The sequence below is a fragment of the Litorimonas cladophorae genome (assembly GCF_014652455.1).
GTDB classification, from domain to species: domain Bacteria; phylum Pseudomonadota; class Alphaproteobacteria; order Caulobacterales; family Maricaulaceae; genus Litorimonas; species Litorimonas cladophorae.
In genome coordinates, this window is record NZ_BMYV01000002.1 from 374,431 (window position 1) to 394,953 (window position 20,523).

25 protein-coding genes are annotated in these 20,523 nt (G+C 52.6%); 14 read left to right on the forward strand and 11 right to left on the reverse strand.

What is annotated here, in order from left to right; all coding sequences use genetic code 11:
- The first annotated feature begins 3 nt into the window (after positions 1-3).
- The 7 genes from gspG to IE073_RS09605 are packed head-to-tail and all read left to right on the forward strand — an operon-like array spanning position 4 to position 4,452.
- Positions 4-429, forward strand: coding sequence for a type II secretion system major pseudopilin GspG (gspG, locus tag IE073_RS09575; RefSeq protein WP_189584865.1), 426 nt, complete (start codon positions 4-6; stop codon positions 427-429).
- Entirely contained in the window at positions 420-923 is a 504-nt protein-coding gene (locus IE073_RS09580) for a prepilin-type N-terminal cleavage/methylation domain-containing protein (RefSeq protein ID WP_189584868.1), read from the forward strand. Before gspG ends, IE073_RS09580 begins: the two co-directional genes overlap by 10 nt.
- On the forward strand, positions 920-1,291 hold the full coding sequence (gspI, locus tag IE073_RS09585) for a type II secretion system minor pseudopilin GspI (protein WP_189584870.1): 372 nt from the start codon (positions 920-922) through the stop codon (positions 1,289-1,291). Before IE073_RS09580 ends, gspI begins: the two co-directional genes overlap by 4 nt.
- A complete protein-coding gene (locus IE073_RS09590; RefSeq protein WP_189584873.1) occupies positions 1,288-1,917 on the forward strand; it encodes a type II secretion system protein GspJ in 630 nt (209 codons plus the stop codon). The genes gspI and IE073_RS09590 overlap by 4 nt, the downstream gene beginning before the upstream one ends.
- Positions 1,914-2,945 (forward strand): type II secretion system minor pseudopilin GspK, encoded by a 1,032-nt coding sequence (gspK, locus tag IE073_RS09595; protein WP_189584876.1) that lies wholly within the window; start codon positions 1,914-1,916, stop codon positions 2,943-2,945. The genes IE073_RS09590 and gspK overlap by 4 nt, the downstream gene beginning before the upstream one ends.
- Positions 2,945-4,003, forward strand: coding sequence for a type II secretion system protein GspL (gene gspL, locus IE073_RS09600; RefSeq protein WP_189584879.1), 1,059 nt, complete (start codon positions 2,945-2,947; stop codon positions 4,001-4,003). Before gspK ends, gspL begins: the two co-directional genes overlap by 1 nt.
- Positions 4,000-4,452 (forward strand): type II secretion system protein M, encoded by a 453-nt coding sequence (locus tag IE073_RS09605; protein WP_189584889.1) that lies wholly within the window; start codon positions 4,000-4,002, stop codon positions 4,450-4,452. Before gspL ends, IE073_RS09605 begins: the two co-directional genes overlap by 4 nt.
- Positions 4,453-4,462: 10 nt before the next feature.
- Here IE073_RS09605 and IE073_RS09610 read toward each other — a convergent pair whose 3' ends face one another.
- A complete protein-coding gene (locus IE073_RS09610) occupies positions 4,463-5,518 on the reverse strand; it encodes a bifunctional transcriptional activator/DNA repair enzyme AdaA (protein ID WP_189584891.1) in 1,056 nt (351 codons plus the stop codon).
- A gap of 130 nt (positions 5,519-5,648) precedes the next feature.
- On the opposite strand from IE073_RS09610, the gene IE073_RS09615 reads away from it, so the two are divergent.
- From IE073_RS09615 to lptB, 4 genes are all read left to right on the forward strand, one after another.
- Complete coding sequence (locus IE073_RS09615; RefSeq protein ID WP_189584893.1) at positions 5,649-6,278, forward strand: ribonuclease D; 630 nt, start codon at positions 5,649-5,651, stop codon at positions 6,276-6,278.
- 63 nt (positions 6,279-6,341) lie between these two features.
- Positions 6,342-7,517, forward strand: coding sequence for an LPS export ABC transporter periplasmic protein LptC (lptC, locus tag IE073_RS09620; protein WP_233349973.1), 1,176 nt, complete (start codon positions 6,342-6,344; stop codon positions 7,515-7,517).
- An 11-nt stretch (positions 7,518-7,528) separates the two neighbouring features.
- Entirely contained in the window at positions 7,529-8,056 is a 528-nt protein-coding gene (locus IE073_RS09625; RefSeq protein ID WP_189584898.1) for an LptA/OstA family protein, read from the forward strand.
- Positions 8,056-8,823, forward strand: coding sequence for an LPS export ABC transporter ATP-binding protein (lptB, locus tag IE073_RS09630; RefSeq protein ID WP_189584901.1), 768 nt, complete (start codon positions 8,056-8,058; stop codon positions 8,821-8,823). The genes IE073_RS09625 and lptB overlap by 1 nt, the downstream gene beginning before the upstream one ends.
- A gap of 41 nt (positions 8,824-8,864) precedes the next feature.
- On the opposite strand, the gene IE073_RS09635 is transcribed toward lptB, so the two are convergent.
- Both IE073_RS09635 and IE073_RS09640 read right to left on the reverse strand, forming a co-directional pair.
- Positions 8,865-9,209 carry a YbbD-related protein gene (locus IE073_RS09635; RefSeq protein WP_233349975.1) on the reverse strand — a complete coding sequence of 115 codons (345 nt, stop codon included), beginning with the start codon at positions 9,207-9,209 and terminating at the stop codon, positions 8,865-8,867.
- 73 nt (positions 9,210-9,282) lie between these two features.
- Positions 9,283-10,818, reverse strand: a complete 1,536-nt coding sequence (locus IE073_RS09640) for an FMN-binding glutamate synthase family protein (RefSeq protein ID WP_233349977.1) — start codon at positions 10,816-10,818, stop codon at positions 9,283-9,285.
- Positions 10,819-10,915: 97 nt separating this feature from the next.
- Between IE073_RS09640 and IE073_RS09645 the strand changes: the two genes are divergently transcribed.
- Positions 10,916-11,437, forward strand: coding sequence for an SRPBCC family protein (locus IE073_RS09645; protein WP_189584907.1), 522 nt, complete (start codon positions 10,916-10,918; stop codon positions 11,435-11,437).
- A 15-nt stretch (positions 11,438-11,452) separates the two neighbouring features.
- Here IE073_RS09645 and IE073_RS09650 read toward each other — a convergent pair whose 3' ends face one another.
- Together IE073_RS09650 and IE073_RS09655 are read right to left on the reverse strand one after the other, a co-directional pair.
- On the reverse strand, positions 11,453-13,117 hold the full coding sequence (locus IE073_RS09650; RefSeq protein WP_233349979.1) for a hypothetical protein: 1,665 nt from the start codon (positions 13,115-13,117) through the stop codon (positions 11,453-11,455).
- 289 nt (positions 13,118-13,406) lie between these two features.
- The gene (locus tag IE073_RS09655; RefSeq protein WP_189584913.1) at positions 13,407-14,306 is read right to left on the reverse strand and encodes a DMT family transporter; all 900 of its coding nucleotides are present in this window, start codon (positions 14,304-14,306) and stop codon (positions 13,407-13,409) included.
- 75 nt (positions 14,307-14,381) lie between these two features.
- Between IE073_RS09655 and IE073_RS09660 the strand changes: the two genes are divergently transcribed.
- Positions 14,382-15,551, forward strand: a complete 1,170-nt coding sequence (locus IE073_RS09660; protein WP_189584916.1) for a pyridoxal phosphate-dependent aminotransferase — start codon at positions 14,382-14,384, stop codon at positions 15,549-15,551.
- Here the strand turns inward: IE073_RS09660 and IE073_RS09665 are convergent.
- Positions 15,548-16,045: a GatB/YqeY domain-containing protein gene (locus tag IE073_RS09665; RefSeq protein ID WP_233349981.1), complete on the reverse strand. Its 498-nt coding sequence runs from the start codon at positions 16,043-16,045 to the stop codon at positions 15,548-15,550. The genes IE073_RS09660 and IE073_RS09665 overlap by 4 nt on opposite strands.
- Positions 16,046-16,298: 253 nt before the next feature.
- Here IE073_RS09665 and carA point away from each other — a divergent pair, with 253 nt between their 5' ends.
- Positions 16,299-17,456: a glutamine-hydrolyzing carbamoyl-phosphate synthase small subunit gene (gene carA / locus IE073_RS09670; protein WP_189584919.1), complete on the forward strand. Its 1,158-nt coding sequence runs from the start codon at positions 16,299-16,301 to the stop codon at positions 17,454-17,456.
- 14 nt (positions 17,457-17,470) lie between these two features.
- Here carA and IE073_RS09675 read toward each other — a convergent pair whose 3' ends face one another.
- The 5 genes from IE073_RS09675 to IE073_RS09695 all read right to left on the reverse strand — a co-directional run bounded on the left by IE073_RS09675 (position 17,471) and on the right by IE073_RS09695 (position 20,449).
- Complete coding sequence (locus IE073_RS09675; RefSeq protein ID WP_189584923.1) at positions 17,471-17,815, reverse strand: hypothetical protein; 345 nt, start codon at positions 17,813-17,815, stop codon at positions 17,471-17,473.
- A gap of 37 nt (positions 17,816-17,852) precedes the next feature.
- A complete protein-coding gene (locus tag IE073_RS09680; RefSeq protein ID WP_189584926.1) occupies positions 17,853-18,875 on the reverse strand; it encodes an NAD-dependent epimerase/dehydratase family protein in 1,023 nt (340 codons plus the stop codon).
- Entirely contained in the window at positions 18,872-19,252 is a 381-nt protein-coding gene (locus IE073_RS09685; RefSeq protein WP_233349983.1) for a type II toxin-antitoxin system death-on-curing family toxin, read from the reverse strand. The genes IE073_RS09680 and IE073_RS09685 overlap by 4 nt, the downstream gene beginning before the upstream one ends.
- Positions 19,249-19,476: a hypothetical protein gene (locus IE073_RS09690; protein WP_189584929.1), complete on the reverse strand. Its 228-nt coding sequence runs from the start codon at positions 19,474-19,476 to the stop codon at positions 19,249-19,251. Before IE073_RS09690 ends, IE073_RS09685 begins: the two co-directional genes overlap by 4 nt.
- A 64-nt stretch (positions 19,477-19,540) precedes the next feature.
- Positions 19,541-20,449, reverse strand: a complete 909-nt coding sequence (locus IE073_RS09695; protein ID WP_233349985.1) for a M48 family metallopeptidase — start codon at positions 20,447-20,449, stop codon at positions 19,541-19,543.
- Positions 20,450-20,523: the final 74 nt, after the last annotated feature.

Genomic DNA, 20,523 nt, shown 5'->3' on the forward strand with positions numbered 1-20,523 from the left:
ACCATGAAGCATAAAACGAACGAAGACGGATTTACCTTGGTCGAAGTGATGGTGACCTTGGTAATTATTGGTTTGCTGACGACATTTGTGGTGCTCAATGTCTTGCCTGCCCAAGGTAAAGCCCAAGTTCAAAAAGCCAAGGGCGACATAGCAGCAATCGAAACAGCCCTAGAGATGTTCTATCTGGATATGAACCAATACCCGACCGAGCAGCAAGGGCTTGAGGCCCTGACCACGCCGCCCTCTGGTGTGAACGAAGGAGCTTATCGCACGGGGGGGTATATCAAGAAAATGTCACTCGACCCTTGGGGTAATCCATATGAATATCGCAACCCGGGTGAGCGTTCCTTGGTAGATATTTATTCGCTCGGCGCGGATGGCGAACCGGGTGGTGAAGACCAAAATGCGGATATTGGGAATTGGCAATAACGGCACATCAGACAGCTCGTCACGCGCGTGAAGCGGGCTTTACGCTCGTCGAAATCCTTTGCGTTCTAGCTCTATTGGGTTTGACAGCAGGCATGGTTGTTTTGAATCTACCCAAGTCAACGCCGCCTATCCAAACCGAGGTCCAAATGCTGGCGACAACGCTCAATCTTGCTGCACGAGAAAGCGTAATTGACGGCAAGACCCGCGCTATTGATGTCAACGTCGGAGGTATTGAGCTTTTTATTTATGACGGGGAATGGGTCGCTGAAACGCGCCGGGATTTCTCAGATGCCGCGCGCATTGAATTGGATGTCGACGATCAGCGTGTCGACCTTAAAGCACGATCTAAATCCAAAATTGACCTCCCGCCTTTGATTCAATTTGACGCAACCGGAAATGTGACACCCTTTATTCTCTCGCTATCTGGAGAGGGTGGGAGTTTCGTTTTGTCGCCGAACTCGAGAGGCCGAATTACCGTCGAGGTTCAACCATGAAAGACTCTGGATTTACACTCGTCGAAGTCATGGCCGCCTTAGTTATTTTTTCAGTCGCCATTGTCGGACTATCACATGTGGGTACGCAGTCGGTTTCGCACAGTCAGCGTTTGGCTGATAAAACCTTCGCGGGGGTTGTGGCTGATAATCAACTCATTCGCGCCCGAATGCAACGCCCGCAAGTCGGAACGAAATCTGGTGAAGAGGCGGCAGGTGGGCAAACCTATCGATGGCGGATTCTGACTGCCGAAACACCGCAAGCGGGCTTATTAGAACTACAGGTTCAAGTTTCCCAATCCGAAGATGTCCTCATCACACGACGTGCTTGGCTAAGCCAGGGTGGTAATGCGACCACGGTGCAACAATGAGACGGGATAGACTTGAATCGAATTCTGAGGCTGGCTTCACTTTAGTGGAAGTGCTCGTCTCGTTATTTATATTTGCTGTGATCAGCGCAGGCACGATGACCGCTATGATGCAAACCTTTGCGGCGAAAGATCGATTGGATCAAGCGGCGACCGAGCTGTCTGATCTAGCCGCGTTTCGATCAATCCTCCGTGCAGATATGGCCGCGCTGGATTTGCGTCCTGCCCGGGATGGGTTCGGTGGGCGCGAACAAACATTGGTCACGACGGATGGCGATGCGTTGCTGACATTTACCCGACTCGGACGATCTAATACATTGGGGGCGAAACGGGGGCAGGCCGAGCGGGTCCGATACCTTTTTCGGGATGGCCAATTTATTCGCGAAAGTCTGCCGCATGAAAATCCTGCGGAACTGGGATTGTGGCGCGGGCGTGTCATTCTGGAAGGCCTGCAGAATGCGGAACTTACCTACTTAACACGAACTGCGAATGTCGATCTGGAACTCCAGAATTGGACGATCCCAAATCCGCCTGCGGCCAGACCAGTTCTGACCACCTCAGCTGTAGAACTCTTAATCACGGATCGTCGCGGGAATGTGACAGCGCATTTGTTCGAGTTGGGTCTATGACGCGCAAATCGAAAAGTGAACAAGGCACTGTCCTGCTGACCACTTTGCTTATCATGGCGGTGATGGCAGCCCTAACCGTCGCGCTGATGGAAGATATCCGCTTTGCAGTGAAGCGAACGATCAATGTGAACGCCTACGCTCAGGCGGATTGGCAAGCCGGCGGCGCTGAAGATTTCATCGCGGCGTATCTGCAGAATGATTTCCGTGAATTGGATCCGGCTGCGAAGGCCGTTTTGTTGCAATCGCGAACACCATTGATACTGCCAACTCCAGAAGGTGCCATCACGTTGATCCTGAAAGATGCCAGCCATTGTTTTAATTTGAGCCATGTCGTGACCGACGCCGGTGAGCAAAACAGCGTTGCCGCCGCAGAGTTTAGCAATGTGGCGCAACTCTTAGGTTTGCCGCCTAATCAAGCTATCGCTTTAGCCAGCACCCTCATCGATTGGCAGGATAAGGATCAACAGATGAGGTCGGGCGGTGCAGAGGATGGGACCTATCTCCGACGTAACCCCCCATATCGTACGGCGGATACCGCCATGCGAAGCCCAGAAGAAATGCGGGCTTTGAATGGAATGGATGAGGATTTATGGGAGCTTTTCAAACCCTTTGTTTGCACTGGCCCCACCAAGGGGGAGGGACAACAATCCCAATCCATCAATATTAACAGCCTTCCGCCCGAGCGCCTGATTCTATTGGCGGCGGCCTTGGCAGGCGTCGGCTCGGCGCAAGACGCTGTTCCTGTGGCGGAGGCGCTGCTGCGAGATAGGCCCATGACGGGGTATGAAACTCTCGATGAGATAACGACAAAATTAGAAGGCCTCGGATTCGAACTTCAGAATCCAGAACGTCTCGGTATTGATGTGACCGCAATCTTCGTTGAGGTTGTGACCCAGGTCGGCCCCGCCGAACGTGTCCGAACTTACAGATATGATGGGGTGGACACAGGGGTCTTACAACTGACATATCGCGGGTGGGGGCGTGAAACCTTTAGACCTGAAATCGAAATCGAATTGGACGCGCGCTAATGGCGGCACCGACATTAATTATTTTGCCCGGGTTAGAGGGTGGTGAGGCCATTGTCGCAACCGCGTCTGGGCAAGGCCACGCGACATCTCGTGTTGCGGTTGCTGACGTACCTAGCCTTGGACTATCCGAGCCAGTCATCATTTTGCCTGGACAGTGGGTCCGCATTTTTGAAACCGAACTGCCCAAAGCAGGGCGAGCGCAGCAATTGAAAATGTCTCGTTTCGCGCGTGAAGACGATATTGCCAATGGAGCCGATGAGCTGCATTTCGCTTTGTCGGATGCTCAACCTCCTGCGCTGGCTGTTGTCGACAAACGGATCATGAATCAGCTGTTTGAGGCATTGGGAGCTTCGCGACCCAAAGCGATTTTCGCTGATTATGATCTGCTGATGGGAGAGGAGGCGGTTCTCGTCATAGATCGCGCTGTTGAACCGCAACGCGCGGCGGTTGATTTGGATTGGACGGATGAAAATTTAGTTCAACTCCCAGATTCTCAGCTGGCGTCGACCTTTGCTGAAGCGGTCTACGCGGGTCACGGGTTGAACTTAATGCAAGGGGATTATCGCCCGCGTTCTAATTTAAACCTGCCTCGCGTACCTCTGATCCGTTTTGCCGCTCTGGCCGCGTCTGCTGCTTTGGCGCTGTTCATATGGAGTGGTGTTCAGGATCGCTCTGCCGCGACACAAGCTAAAGATTTGCGCGCACAAACAGCCGCCGATTATTTGGCGCTTACGGGTGAGCGCGCTCCAAACAATCCGGGGCGCGTCGCGGCGCAATCTGTTAAATCAGGTTCTGTGACACGCACGGGGTTTCTGGACCTGTCTTCCATTCTATTTACGGGACTATCGGAATTTGACGACCTTCGCGTCGATCAGTTGCGATATAATGCGGAAGACGGTGTGCTGCGCTTACGACTCATTTACCCCAGTTTCGATGCCGCGTCTCGTGCGGAATCCGCGGTGGCGAAAGCGGGTGGCATTCTGACGACGGGCGGTGTGCGAGAGCAAAATGGCGCTTTTGTCGGTGATGCCACGCTGAGCGTCGGGGGCGCATCATGATGTCTTGGTTCCAATCTCGGGAACCACGCGAACGCGTGCTGCTCCTCATTATGGGCGCAATGCTCGCACTATTTGTCGCATGGTTTTTGGTCAATCGTGAGGTGGGTCCGACAGGACAATCTAAACTTGAAGCTGCTCAGACAGATCGTGAATTATGGCTGCGTGCGGCTCCAAAGTTGAATGTATCGGGAGCAAATGGAGAACGGGCTGCATTTACCCGTGGCGCATTAATTGACGTGGCGCGCAAACGTGACGTCGAGTTGTCACGCATTCAACCCCAGCCCAGCGGTGGATTGACGGTTTATATTGAAGACGTAGGCACGCTGGAGTTCTACGCAATCATCGGTGATCTCGTCGCGGGCTATAATGTCGATGTCGAGAACGTCCTCATTAGCACGACTCCCAATGGCGTTCTAAACGCGCAATTTACATTGGCGGAATTGGGATAGCGGTTGAGCTTCAAAGTTCGGTGGCGTTCTTTTCTAAATCCAACAAATCGCGCTTGCGTTTCAAACCACCTGCATAGCCGCCCAAGCTGCCGTCTTTCGCAATGACGCGATGACAGGGTATGATCAAGGCCAAACCATTATTGGCATTTGCTGATGCCACAGCGCGCACCGCAGACGGCTTCCCAATCATCTCGGCTAGTTGGGCGTAAGATCGTGTTTCGCCGTGTGGGATTTTTTGAAGCGCTTCCCATGTCTGTCTTTGGAAACTTGTACCTGAAGTCGCCAGTGGCGTTTCGAAGTTTGATAGCTCCCCTTTGAAATAAGCCGCTAACTCGACCTCAATCTGTTCAGTGATCTCTGTTCGCCCGGGAAGAACCGGTCGTCCTTGGATTTTGCGCAGACGATCAAATTGTCGACGCATATTTTTTCGATTGGTAAACTCTAACAAATAAAGCGCAGCCTCATCGGCAATGATGATCATGCGCCCCATCGGTGTTTCAATCCAGTCAATAGACAGTGGCGTGGCCTGACCTTTTGCGGGGGCGGTTCCAAACAGCTTGGCATAGGCTGTCCGAAATCCTGATGGGCTATCGAAGCCTGCATCTAATTGCGCGTCCAAAACGGATCCACCTTTTGCCAAGGTTTGCGCAGCGCGTCCAAGCCGCCTTGCCCGCGCATAATCGGCGAAGCTCATGCCAAATCGGGTGAGAAATTTTCGCCGTGCCGTTGATGCATCAATGCCGCGTTTGGCCAAAGCCGCTTGCGTTATTTTAAGTTCCGGTTCGTCTTCGACGAGGGTGATGAGCTGTTTGATAAGCGTCATGTCGCCGCCCGCAGGGTGGCAGCGTTTACAGGCGCGATAACCAGCAGACAGCGCGGCGTCAGCTGAGGGGTAAAAGGCGCAATTTTCTGGCTTTGGCAATCGGGCCGGACAGCCCGGTCGACAGAATATACCGGTTGAACTGACACCAAGAAACAGATGCCCATCATAAGCGAGGTCTTTCTCTCGAAAAATTTCGTAGCACGCCGTATTATTGGGCGGTTTTGACGGTGAGAGCAGGTCCATGATTGCCCTATAGCAGGGGTTTTCGGTCACCGTCGCCGAAAATCTAGCAAGACAGTCGAAAACCGCTTGCGAAACTTGCAACACAGCGATGTCCCGCTTACAGCCAAGCTTCGATAAGAAAGAGCGTACTATGACTGTGTATCTGCATAAACATGACCTTCCAGATGGACTGGACTTTGGAAAATCCGTTGCCGTAGATACCGAAACCCAGGGCTTGTCCTTGGTTCGTGACAAGCTTTGCCTCGTTCAGCTTTCAGCTGGCGATGGGGATGCCCACATTGTGCAAATGGACCGCGATGCTTATAACGCGCCCAACCTTAGTAAACTTATGACAGACCCTGACGTCGTGAAGATTTTCCATTTCGCACGTTTCGATGTCGCGATGATGATGCGTGATATGAAAATCACAGTTGCGCCTGTGTTCTGTACCAAAATCGCGTCAGGCCTCGTGCGGACCTATACGGACCGTCATGGGTTGAAAGACCTGACCAAAGAATTGATCAACGTCGATCTGTCGAAGCAACAACAGTCTTCGGATTGGGCGGCAGACGAATTGACGGAAGCGCAATTGAACTATGCCGCTTCTGATGTGCTGTATTTGCATCAACTAAAGACGATCCTATCGGGCCGCCTCATGCGTGAAGGTCGTTGGGATATTGCTCAGGGCTGTTTCGAATTCCTGCCTACGCGGGCTATGCTCGACCTGAACGGCTGGTCGGATGTCGATATATTCTCTCATCGCATGCGTCGCGCCGATTAATGTTTCACATGGGGCGCATTACGATTAAGTTATTCCCGCACATTATGTGTCGCGCCCTCGTGCGTGAAACGCTATAGCTACGCAGAGATTATGAGCACGGCTGCACCCATATCCCCTAGTCCCGATCGTAGGGTCTCTGAAGGCTTAGGCCTTTGGGAGCCTAAGCGTGCCCTCACACTTGAGGCAGCACGCGCGCACACGCAACGCATTAAGGTAATGCGCTACCTATTGATTGGCCTGTCAGTCGTTCTGGTTGCTGTTTTAATCTGGCAGTTTTTGTCAGATCGTGGGGGATTTGATCCTATCAATGATCCGACCGAGAGCGTGAAAATGGTCAATCCGCGATATTCGGGTCGCACAGGCGATGGCCTTCCGTTTTATCTGACAGCGGACACAGCCGTGCGTCGGATGGAGGATCGCAATACTGTATTGTTAGATAATCCCGTGCTCGAATTTATTCGGGACGCAGGCGTGGAAAGCAGCGCCGTTATCGCAAAGACAGGCTCATATAATGACGTAGATAAAATTCTGGAGCTAAATACCGACGTGAATTTGGAAACGGACGACGGTAATAGTTGTGACACAACCCATGCCCGTATTTTCAACGTAGAAAAGCGTATCGAAGGTGACGCTCCAATCTCCTGCACGGGCAGCTTTGGCAAAGTGAACGGCCAGACCTATGAAATTCAAGACGACTATAAGACCTTTGTTTTCAAGGATGGTATGGTTGCAAGGCTTGAACGGGGTCCAGACAGCGGACCCGCGCCGACCGATGGTCTGAGCTTCGGCTTTGGCGGATCTGGTCCCGTCGATATCGTGGCCAAAACGGGAATTTATAAAGGTGACTTTACCGACTTAGAAGGTGATGTCCGCGTTGTGCAAGAAGGTGCTGTCATCACGTCAGACCAGATGGATATTTTCCGTATCCAAGAAGATGGCCCCGCCGCGGGCAGCATTAAATTAGGGGCCATCCAGAAGATCGATGCCGAAGGAAATTTCCGTTACGTCACCGCAGAGAATGATATCCGCGGGCGCAAAGGCGTTTACGAGCGCGAGAAAAGCCTTATGACCGTGACAGGCGATGTGATTGTTATTCAACCAGGTGGCAATCGCGTTGAGGCGCAAAAACTGACATATGATACCAAAACTGGCACTATTCGATTTTCGGGAAAGTGTCTTGGACGTGATTGTGATACCAATGGACGGGTCGGCATTCGAATTCCCGGCTCAAAGAATTAGGACGTGATGTAATGCGCAGTTTTCTGACCTTTTCGGCAGCCCTTTTGATGAGCGCCTTTTCTCATTCAGCCTACGCACAGTTCTCTCCTGACTCCGCTGCAGACACAGTGCTTTACGCGGATGATACAGTGTCCACGAATGGCGTGATTACGCTCACGGGTCAGGCTGACATTCGTCAAGGTGACGTTCGGTTGCTTGCCGATAAAATCGAAATTTACACGGATGGCAACGGCGGCGGATTGGTCTCTACCGAAGGATTTAACCGCATGGTCGCAACGGGTAATTTTTATTACATCACGCCTGAGCAAGAAGTGCGCGGCGAAAAGGGCGTCTATACCCGCGCAAATGATAGCTTCGTCGTGACAGGGGATGTGATTTTGTTGCAAGAGGATAGCGTCGTGACCGGCAGCCGCCTCGATTACAACCTTACAACACGAGCCGCCAAAGTTGTTTCCGAATGTAAGGGCCGTGGCTGTGCCAAAGAACAACGTGTTGCCATCCTGATCCGTTCGACAAACTCAGACCAAGGTACAAATTAATGGCCGAAGCTGACCCACGCTTAAAACCCAAAATTATTACGCCGCCTGCAACGGGTTTGGCGGCCAATAATATTGGCAAAGCCTATCGTGGTCGCGTGGTTGTTAAAGATATTACTTTGACCGTTCAGCGCGGCGAAGTTGTGGCGCTCATGGGTCCGAATGGTGCCGGTAAGACGACCAGTTTTTACATGATCATGGGCTTGATCGAAGCTGACCGCGGTTCAATTTCGTTGGATGGGCAAGACATCACCAAACTTCCGATGTATCAGCGTGCTCGTCTGGGCGTTGGTTACCTACCGCAAGAACAATCGATTTTTCGCGGGCTGACCGTTGAAGAAAATATCAAAGCTGTTGTTCAACTGACGGAAAAAGATCGGTCCAAATGGGATGATAATGTTTCGGCTCTGCTGGATGAACTTAATATTGGGCATATCCGAAAGTCACCCGCTTTGGCATTGTCAGGTGGTGAACGTCGTCGGGTAGAAATTGCGCGTGCTCTTGCCTCCCGCCCAAGCTTCATTCTCTTGGATGAGCCTTTCACGGGCATCGACCCCATTGCCATTGCAGATATTTCTGAACTTGTGCTCTATCTGAAAAAGCGCGGTATCGGAATTTTGATCACGGATCACCGTGTGCGTGAGACATTGGACATCGTCGATCGTGCGTCGATCCTGTTCCAAGGAGAAGCTCTGTTCGAAGGCACACCAGACGAAATCCGCGCCAACCCAGATGTCCGTCGCGTCTATCTCGGTGAGAAATACGCGTAAAGCCGTCCTGTTCGCGTAAGGGGATACCCTTTACTGTCTAGCTAATTCGCCCAAATATGAATTCGTTCATCGTTTTCGGCAAATATGAATAAATCGCCACAATCCTTCACACCTTCATTTAAATGGATTTTCTCTGGGAACAGTTTTGTTACTTTCCTTGGCCGCATCGGTTGATTTGCGTCTCGACAATTCAGCATTGAAACAAATGTTTGAGCTTCAGGAAGTGTAAGGCTTATCGCGCGGATATTCGTGTCGAGATTGTGAGCTTCATGAATTTCAGTCGCCTGTTCTGGTATCCAATCTGGGATCCAGCCCCGTTCTATAGCTTTGTCATCTTTTGCCTCAGATAAAGATGGATAAATGATATAAAAATCCATCTCAGACATGGAGCAAGCGGTGGCGAAAGTTAGAAATGCCAGGATTATGAAATTTATTTCAGTGCGCATCGGCGGACTACCTCTACATATATCGAGAGCTGTCCCAAACTTTGTCAAATGGCTTCGAGCGGCCCGAGGCTTGTACGATTAGGAGATGCTCACGTTGCAATTGACGCGGTTCATCGACGCCGCAGGCATGAGCGATGATTTCAACTTCTTTGATGATGTTCTTTATATAGTTGTGAACCCGCACGGCTTTGTTGGCAGGGTCCAGCCCCTTTTGTAATCGTGGGTTATGCGTGGTGATACCCGTTGGACAGGTGTTTTTATCGCATTTCAGGGCTTGGATGCAGCCGAGTGCGAACATGAAACCGCGTGCATTATTGACCATATCCGCCCCCGCACAAAACGCCCACGCCACATCGGCAGAGGTGACCAACTTTCCAGACGCAATAATTTTCACGCGATCCCGCAAGTTATATTCCCGCAACAGATCATCCATGAGCGGCAGCCCCTCTCGAACTGAGAGGCCCGTATTATCGATCAAGGGCAGGGGCGCTGCACCTGTTCCACCATCCCCACCATCGATAACAATATAATCTGGCGCAGAGGCGTCACCGCGAACTTTGATCGCTTTGAGGAGGTCCACAATAGGTCCAACTTGGCCGATGCAGAGCTTAATTCCCGTCGGGCGGCCAGAGGCCTCACGGACTTTATGGATCAAATCCAAGAGCTCTTCCGAATTGCTTGCGTCTATGTGTCGGTTCGGCGAGATCGCATCTTCACCTTCTGGGATACCGCGAATTTCTGCGATTTCCGCGTTAACCTTGCCGCCGGGCAGGATGCCGCCCTTGCCAGGTTTTGCGCCTTGGCTCAGTTTGATTTCCACCATTTTAATATGGGGGTTTTCACAGACCTTACGAAGCTTGTCCTCGTTCAGAGTTGCATCATCATTCCGTGCCCCGAATTTTGCTGTGCCCAGTTGATAGACCACGTCACACCCACCTTCGAGGTGATAGGGTGATACGCCGCCTTCGCCTGTATTTAGATAACAGCGAGAGAGCGCGGCGCCGCGCGAAAGGGCTTGAATGGCTGGCTTAGATAAGCTGCCATAACTCATCGCGGAGATGTTAAAGAGGGAGCCGGGTTGGTAGGGATTGCGTGTATTTGGGCCAATAATGAAATCAGGCACCGGGCGTTCGTCATCGTCCAGCGCCGGAAACAATCCATTTGCAAAGATTGGTGTGCCCGGATCTAGGTTTTTCGTCGAGCCGAAGGGCACAACATCACTGCCGTCTTCACAGACATGGTCAATCCACTCGCGCTCTGCGCGGTTGAACGGCATTTCTTCGCGGTCGAGGGCGAAGAAATACTGTCGGAAAAACTCACCTAAATGCGAGAAAAGCGTCCGAAAACGGCCAATCACAGGGTAATTGCGGCGGACGGCCGAACGCGTCTGTGTGATGTCCAAAACAAATAAGACGACCGCTGCCGCGACGGCTAATCCCACAAGAAACAAAAAGAGCGAGCCTAAGAGGTTCAAGCCCGACATTGCTAACCCTCCGAATTGCGCCATCATCGTAGGGTCGCCTTCGGCGAAGATTAGAGTGTTGGGCATGGGTGGTCTCCTCTTCACGAGATTATGAAGGGCTGCGCGAGTCCCCGCAATCCGTTTTTATTGGCCACCACAGGCGATTGGTGATTTAACAGCTCTCATGAAATGGTTATTCCACATCATTGGACTCATTCTCCTCCTATTTGTCGCACTTTGTGTCGCGGGGTATTTCATTCCTGCGCGCCAAGTCGTGGATGCGAATGTTCAATTGGACGCTGATCCCTATACCGTATTTGAAGTCGTTTCAGATTTAAAATCCTATCCCGAGTGGAGTGGTATAGGTGGTCCCGAAAGCGAATGGGTTTTTGGCGGTGCCGCCGATGGGACGGGCCAAACAGCGGCTTGGCAGTCGGGCGCACGTTTTGGGTCCCTTGAAATCCTGCAATCTACCCCTGGAGAATTTGTTCTTGTACGGACAATTGGTCCGTTGGGAGAGCAAAAGGTGACGCTAGCAATTCAGGAAAGCGGCGCGATGACAAATTTCTTAATCGAGGCGCAACGGGACTTAGGTGGTTTCCCCTACATCGGACGGGTGGCTGCCCTCCGACAAAATGTTGCGACGCAAGAGGCAATGGACCGCGCCGCAATAGGTCTCGAGCAGATGACCGTCGCCCAAAATTAGTTTCTGCCCCTCGATCTACTCATCGGGAAGTGTGTCTAATACCCAATCTATTGAATCATCGGTTGTTTCTTCATTTGCGGCCGTCGGCGTAGACAGGCCCCAATCATTGACTTTTGGCGGGGGCTCCGATGGTGTGAAAAGGTCAGATAAACCTTTGGGTCGCGGCCCTAAATCTAAGGGCTTATTCACAAACTCACGATCAAAATTCGTGTCTTGAAAATCTAGCACGCTGGTGGATGGCCCGCCGCTATTTACCGCGTTGTCGCCAATATTGACGCCAAGTGCACTACGAGACGGGATAGCTCGCGATCCCGAGATGCGTTCACCGCGATCCGCACCTGTGCCGGCCATACCTTCGAAACTCTCGCGGCCTGTTCGGTCACGCCCCTTATTTGCACGCAGATATTCTGGACAATCCAGATGGGTGCGGCCCTCTTCGCGGCAACGAATGTCCAGATTGATGCCTTCAAAAGCTTTGTTTCCGCCGCTGGGTTGAGGGGCAAGTGTCCAACCGCCCGCGCCAGGATTGGTCCGACCAATTTGTGTGCCTCCACCAGGCGGGGCGGCAATATCACCCCCCTGGCTAATCGGGCCTTGGTTGCCCCCGCCGGCAGGTGGCGTGATCGCTGGATCATTGAGCGATGATTGGGAATCTTTCTTCAATAACTCAAGGAAGGGATCGCTTTGCTCTTGCGGTACGGCCCGCACCTCTTCTTCCTGAGTCTCCGGCGCATCGGGTGAGGCTAAAACAGTCGGGGCCGTCGGAACGATTTCGGGTTCCGGTTCGGTTGTAACCTCTGGTTCAATCAAGATAGGGTCCGGAACTATAGGCTCTGGTGCAACGGGCTCTGGGTCAGGTTCAATTATGATCTCTGGAGGCAATGGCTCTGCTTCAACAATTTCGGGCAGTGGGTCGGCATCAATGATGCCAGGCGTCGCCGGGACCTCTGGCGCAATCGACAAGGGGTCCGGCTCGACGACAGCCTCGGGTTCAAAAATCTCAACCATCGGATCAGGGGTGGGCTCAATTAAAGGCTCTGGCAGCGGTTGCAGAGGGACTTCGGGCAAAACCTCTGGGAGCGGCTCAACAATGGGCTCAGGAATAGGATCGAAAAATTCAATGATCTGTTCTGGTTCAGGTTTTGGAAGAGGGTCTAAATCGGGCAGCGGTTCTGGCTCGATAGGGTCAAGCGGCTCAGGCGCAGGTTCTGGTTCGGGTTCCGGATCAGGTTGCACCAAAATCTCCGGCGGGGGAGGTGTCACAACCCGCTCTGGTTCTACTTCGGGCTCAGGAATAGGCTCTGGCGGCGGTGTCGGTCGCGGTATAGGCGCAGGTTCTGGCCGTGGTTGTGGCTTGGGCGATGGGCGCGGCGCAGGCACGGCGACGGGCGGCTTTGATGTGATCTGAGGTTCAATCACGATAGGTTCGGGTTCAGGCTCCGGCTCTTGCACGGGATCAAATGTGACGATCTCAACAGTAATGGGTTCGGGCGGAAGCGGTGGTTTCAGATCTGGAACGATGAAGCTGCCCGACAAGGCGAAGACAAGTCCGACGTGGACTACAAATACAATGGCGGCATTCGTCGAAAATCGCTGCACGTCGCCGTCTAAAAAATCGGATATCCGATCTTCATCGTGGTAGGGCGAAAAGCTCGCGTCTCTGGGTCCCGTGGGTCGCACGTTGTGCCAATCTTTTCGCCATTGAAGCAAAAAGACTAGGACGGTTTGCACGCAGGGCCAAGGTGGGGAGCACCTAGTATTGGCTTAAATTTCAGTCAGGCTGGGGATGGCTTTTCTGAACGTACCTTGGGTAGGAATTGTCTAAATGCCCTGCGCGACGAACAAAAACACGGCCATGACGACAGTGCTGATCAAGACGGCTTTCTCGAATTTCAAATCTTGTGTCATACTCAGTCACCTTTGTTCTTAAGGTCTTATCCGATCTAACAATGGCGAGAAAATGACAGTCTTATGAACTCTCTGTGACTTTACGCTTCGCCTCTTCCCGGTTTCGCCAGAGAATGACGCAAATGCCAGAGATCGTCACGAGGGCGCCCAGCAAGATGATAGGCGTCAATTTTTCGCCCAAAATTACGACGCCGCCGATGACGCCAATGACTGTTGTCATCAAGCCTGACGGGGCAACAGTATGAATGGGCAGCCGCTGTAATAGCCAATAGTAAGACCCATGCGCGACGAGGCTAACCAGTAAAACGGAATAAATTAGCGCTAAACCAAAATTCACACGCGTTTCAGGATTAAAGGCCCGCGTTTGCCCGTCTTCCAAAAATAGGCTCAAGGGCCACAGTACGATTGACCCAACAATCCCAAACCAGACAAGAAGCTGCACCGGAGAAATTGATTTCACCGATTTCACGCTGATGGCCCCGACGGCTTCTGCCATAGCCCCGCATGCAATAAGCGCTATGCCCAAAACGAAACCCTCACTCGCGGCCTCTGGCGGTGCGCCTAAGCCAATCAGGACAACGCCAAGAAAAGCCAAGGCCGCTCCGCTAGTGCGCCATATGCCAATACGTTCGCCTAGGACTAGGACGGATAATATGATCGAGAATGGCATATAAAGCTCGATCGTGACCGCTGCAGCGCTGGCTGTCGTCAGCTTCATGGCGGGGAACATAAAGGCGTAATTTAGTGCGCCAAACCCAAGTCCGCCCATCAGAACAGCCCGCATCTGCCCTTTATGCCAACGCAAAAAAGGCAGAAGGATCAGGGCCATAATCGACACGCGAAGAGCTGCGTAAAACAACGGCGGGATATTCATCTCAACAATTGTGAATTTCATGACAACGAAATGCAGGCCCCAAATAAGGCAAATCATCATCAAGACAGCAAATTCTCGTAGCGACATGGTCGATCCACTCATACCTTAGGGGAGCCAACTTACAGGCTTTCCAAAAACTTCTGTCGCGCCTATGCCTCTCTTATGGCGGACACAAGACTTTCGGATCGAATAACGCGCATTGGGACATCTGCGACTATGGCGATCACGCAAACGGCACGCGACATGCGCGCCAATGGACGTGACGTGATCTCACTATCTGCTGGGGAGCCGGATTTCGATACGCCCAAACATATTCGTGACGCCGCGGTCGCCGCCATGGCAGCGGGCGCGACACGTTACACGGCCGTAGATGGAATTTCAGAGTTAAAGTCCGCGATCATTTCAAAATTTGAGCGGGATAATGATCTGAAATTCACGCCAGAACAGATCAACGTGTCGCCCGGCGGGAAGCCAGTCATCTTCAATGCCCTCGCTGTTACAATAGGGGCAGGTGACGAGGTTATCGTTCCCGCGCCGTGCTGGGTCAGCTATCCTGATATGGTGAAACTTTGCGGTGGCACGCCAGTCGTCGTGTCCTGTGGGGCTGAGACTGCGTTTAGATTGACATCGGAGGCTCTCGAAGCGGCCATCACGCCCCGCACAAAATGGTTGATGCTCAATTCACCGTCTAATCCGACAGGTGCGGCTTACACCGCAGATGAGTTAAGGGCTTTAGCTGAAGTCCTGCGCGCTCATCCGCACGTCATGGTGCTGAGTGACGATATTTACGAGCATCTTGTGTATGATGACTTTGAATTTGCGACCTTCGCGCAGGTCGCGCCTGATCTAGCGGACCGGACGCTCACCATGAATGGTGTGTCCAAAGCTTATGCGATGACAGGTTGGCGCATCGGTTATGCGGGCGGACCAGACTGGCTCATTTCTGCGATGCGCAAATATATGGGGCAGACAACGTCAAACCCTGCCAGTATTAGCCAATGGGCCGCCGTCGCCGCGTTAAATGGTCCGCAGGCGTTTTTGAACGACTGGCGATCCACCTATGTCCAACGCCGCGATCGTGTGGTGTCGCGTTTAAATGCCATGCATGGCGTAACTTGCCTCACGCCGCCCGGCGCATTTTATGCATTTGGTGATGTGTCGGAACTAACGCAAGATGATGCAGATTTTGCACTTCGCCTCTTGGAAGAGACAGGTGTTGCCACGGTCCCTGGCAGCGCATTTCATGCACCGGGTCATATTCGGATTAGCTATGCCGCCGCCATCGAAGAATTAGATGGGGCGCTGGACCGATTGGAAGTATTTCTGTCTTAGCTGGCGGCTTGATTGCAGAGGTGATCTTTCACGACGGCACCTGCTTTGCCCATGTCGACACGGCCCGCGTAACCTGTCTTTAGTTTACCCATGATCTTGCCCATATCTTTCAGGCAAGTTGCGCCCGAATCTTTGACAAGGTTTGCGATGACCGTTTTCATTTCGTCATCTGAGAGTGGCTTCGGCATGAAATCTCGAATGATCTCAATTTCTTCGCGTTCGCGTTCGGCCAGCTCTGGGCGGCCATTGTCTTCATAGGTTTTAGCGCTCTCTTTGCGCTGTTTGACCATTTTGGCCAGCAGAGACATGATCTCTGCGGCATCGATACCTTCGCAGCGGTCTTCGGCGCGGGCCGCAATATCGCGGTCTTTCACCGCTGCTGTTACCAAACGCAGCGTTGAAACGCGCAATTTGTCTTTGCTCTTCATCGCGGCCTTAATGGCCTCGTTGATTTGTGAACGAATTTCTGCGGCATCCGTCATACGGTTTACCATCTATCTGCCCAGGGCGCCCCACACCCATGTCTTCAAGCGAGCACTCATAAGCCTCTCTGACAAGATTGCCAAGTATCCAGAGTCGGTTTTGCACAGAGGGTGTATTGTTTAGGGATTCGCAGGGGTGTGGGTTAGGGTTTTGTTTTTGGGGTCTTGCCTATTGCGACGTGGACTATAAAAGCTCCGACAGTTTGCCTGATCGTTAGTGCGGCAAGTCACAGACTGACCCCGTTGAAGAATAAAGTGTAAAACCATGACAGATTATAAGCCGACGCAAGAACCTACGGCCGCACTCGTTTTGGCTAATGGACAAGTTTTTTATGGTGCCGGTATTGGTCACGTCGGATCCGCGGTTGGCGAAGTCTGTTTCAACACTGCGATGACGGGATATCAGGAGATTCTCACGGACCCGTCCTATGCCGCGCAGATCGTCTGCTTTACCTTCCCACATGTCGGGAATACCGGCACATCCATAGACGATGAAGAGGCCAGTAGCCCGCGCGCAGAAACCGCTGCCGTCGGCGCCATCTTCCGCGCCGCTGTGACACCTGCCTCAAACTGGCGCTCTGACGCGGAGCTGGGCGACTGGCTCGCGGCCCGTAAGATTATTGGCCTGTCGGGTGTCGACACACGTGCCTTAACGGCATTCATCCGCGACAATGGCATGCCGAACGGCGTCATAGCGCACGCGCCCGACGGCGTTTTCGATATTGAAGCGCTCACGCAACAGGCGCGCGAATGGGCTGGATTGGTTGGCGCAGATTTGGCCAAAGATGTTGGCTCGCAGGAATACTTCGATTGGACACAAGCGCGTTGGAACTTGCCGGGAGGTTACAGCGATGTCGAAAACACGAAACGCGTCGTCATGATCGACTATGGCGTAAAGCGGAATATCATGCGGAATTTGGTCAGTTGTGGTCTCGCCGTGACAGTTGTGCCGGCAACGGCATCCGCTGAGGATATTTTGGCTTTGAAACCTGATGGCGTTGTCCTGTCCAATGGGCCTGGCGATCCAGAAGCGACAGGCACTTACGCGATACCAACGATCCAAAAGTTGATTGCGGCTGACTTACCGCTTTTGGGAATTTGTCTCGGACATCAATTGCTGGCCCTCGCATTGGGCGCGAAAACGGTCAAAATGGACCAAGGCCATCACGGCGCCAATCATCCCGTCAAAGACTACACAACGAATAAGGTCGAAATCGTTTCCATGAATCATGGCTTTGCTGTCGACCGTCAGTCTTTGCCTGATAGCGTAGAAGAGACGCATGTTAGCCTATTTGACGGTTCAAATTGTGGTATTCGCGTGAAGGGCAAGCCCGTGTTTTCCGTCCAACACCATCCAGAAGCCAGCCCTGGTCCGCAAGATAGTTTCTATCTCTTCGAACGTTTTGCGGATGCGGTCGGCTAATTTCCCTTCGGGCGTCAGTAGAGAAATCGGCCCAGCCAATAAAACCCTAAGGTCATTCCCATCGCTGCACCAAGATGTTTCGCGGTGGTTTTTATGCGCGGCCAAATCAAGCGCTCGAAAAATGTTGCGGGTGGAAACTCGTCGCCCGTTCGAAAATTTTCGGCTTTATAAGATTTGGGCTTTAATAGACGCAGCGGCGCATCATAAGCCCAAGCAATCAGGGCGAGACTGAACAGCATGAGATATAGAGCAGCCATAGGCCCAGCCGCAGTCGCGCCCAGATAAATCATGGCAAAGCGGGTCGGCACCCGAATAGCGTGAGCGATCCAACCCAGATTTTGGTCGACGAAATTTCGCATAGGTAAGGGAGTCTCAGACGGATATTTTATTTATCGCTCAAAGCCTGATTTTACCGTTTTCAATTAAACTCTCGGCCGCCGCCAGAACAGCTTCTTTCGCAGGGCGGGGGATAACACCTGTTAAACCCGTGACATAGCCTGCGTCAGCTTCGTGGAAGATCCCGACATCGGGTACGATGCTCTTGATGGAATTGTCGAAAAATCCGCCCAGCCTGACGGCAATATCTGGCAACTCACGTTGCGGCAGCTTTGCTTTTGGATAGGCTTGGCGAAGGATCGCTGCGATTTCTGAAAACCATAATGTATTGGATGCAGACATAAGACGTCGTCCCCCTGCATCGGGCAAAGTCATGGATTTGATATGTAAAGAGGCGCAGTCGCGCACATCGACAATCGGGTAGGCAATGCGCGGAATCATTGGCATTTTGCCCGTAAACATCGCCGTGATGATCGCCAAAGACGCGCCTGAGTTATTATAGGTGTCGGGGCCAAATACGAGGCCAGGGCAGACTGTCGCGAGACGATCTTTCATATCGTGAGATTCGACATAGTCCCACACTGCGCGTTCGGCGCGTGTCTTGGAGACGGGATAGGCGGTCAGGGGGTTCCAATTCGGATCTGACCAATCGTTTTCTTTGACTAACATATGTTCGCCACGTCCTGCCTGTCCCATCATTGAAACCATAGAGGAGGTCATGACGATGCGCTCAGCGCCCGCGCCTATGGCTTGTTCGATCACGCGCATGGCCCCTGCGCGGGCGGCAGGCACAAGCGCTTCACGATTTGATGGCGATTCTAACGGAAAAGGCGAGGCAATATGTTGGACATAACGACAGTCCTGGACCGCGTCTTTCCAACCCGCGTCCTTGTCGAGGCCCGCCTCAATAAGCTCGAGTTTTGAGGTGTCGATGGCATTTGCAGCTAAAGCCTCGACGATACGTTCGCCTTTGACTTTGTTTCGCACAGTGCCGCGTACGGCGAACCCTTGGGTCAGCAAACCCGCCGCAACATGGCTGGCAATGAATCCGGAAATCCCGGTAACAAGAACGGTATCAGTCATGAAATTGCTTTCGTGTTCGCCCGGAGCCAGGTCTCGAACGTGTGATAATCGGCTTTCGCATTTTCATAGCATTCAACGACAAAGGTTTTGGCGGATGGTCCCGATGCCGTCACATTGACGTCATTCACGTCTAGAAAAACGAGTGTTGAGACGAAGGCTGTGCGTTTGTTTCCGTCTATGAAAGGATGGCTTTGAGAAAGGCTTTCCCAAAGCGCCGCCGCTTCTTGGATGAGGTCGGTATAATATCCGCTTTGTGGCCGAAACAATGCGGCCTCTAATGCCCCTGCGTCCCGTAGACCGTCGCCACCGCCGAATTTTTCGATTTGCATGTCATGTATGGCGATGACGTCTGCAAGGGTTAAATAGCGAACGATCACTTCGCAAGATACTCCAATGCGTCACTATATTTTGCCATTGCAGACTCAGCTCTGGTTAAGACATCTGCATTGGGGCGCCTAGCGTCTTTTTCTTCCAGAAGTCGATCAACAGCCTCTTCAATGAGAGACTGAAGCTGTCGCCCTTCCTGTTTCGCAACCCGTCGTAAATCAGACAGAAGCTTGGCGTCCATCTGGGTTGAAAACTTTTCACGTTGTACTGACATTTCTTAACTCCGCTTCCCAAAATAGAACGTTATCAAGAAACATCAAGTTCTATCTGGATTGAGGCTACCGCATCGAGATTTTTGTTGGGCAATTGGCGTTATAGATTTCTATTGCCTCCGGCATCCAACGTTGGAAATCTGAAACACGCGTTTCAGGGCTAGGGTGGGTGGATTGGAACTCTGGTGGCGTTGCACCGCCATTTGCGCCCATGCGCTCCCACAGACGCGGCGCTTCACGCGGGTCGTAACAGGCGCGTGCAACTAAGATCAGGCCGATGTAATCCGCTTCTGTTTCATGTTTTCGCGAAAATGGCAGGGCGAAACCATATTGGCTGATGCCGCCAAAGACGCCCATGACGGCTTTTTGCGCGCTGTAGTCCATCCCGCCCGCACCCAGTGAAACACCCGCGCCAACAATGCGCTGCATATTTTGCTGGGCCATACGCTCTGCACCATGATGGGCGAGGGCGTGCCCGATTTCATGTCCCATGATCACCGCGATACCATCTTCATTTTCCGCGATTGGAATGAGACCCGTATAGATGGCCGTATATCCGCCCGGCAGGGCGAACGCATTGGCTTGTTCGCTATCGATGACATTAAACGCCCATTCAAAGCCAGGGTCTTCAGGCGCTGCCGCGCGTTTCAAACGCCCCCCAATTTGCCGCACAGCCTTCACCACCGGTTGATTGGGCGAGACCACGCGGGAGTCGCTCAGTATTTGTTGGTAAGACTGCAGGCCAAGTTGCATTTCTTGCTGGGGCTCCATGGTGCGCAATTGCTTGCGCCCCGTTAGCGGCACGGTTTCCTGATTCATGAGATAGTAGACGCCTGCGCCAATCGCGAAAAGTAACATGATCTGCCAGCGAAAGCCGCCACGCCGACGCATTCCGCCACTGCGGCCCAATTGCGACAGGCCTTGGGCCGAACGACGCACGGGGCGTTGGGTCTGATATTGTCTGCGATACACCATGACGGGGCCTCCTTATGTCTGGAATAGACTAGCGTGCAGGCCATGCAAGGCCAACCCGACAGCCAAAACGGTCG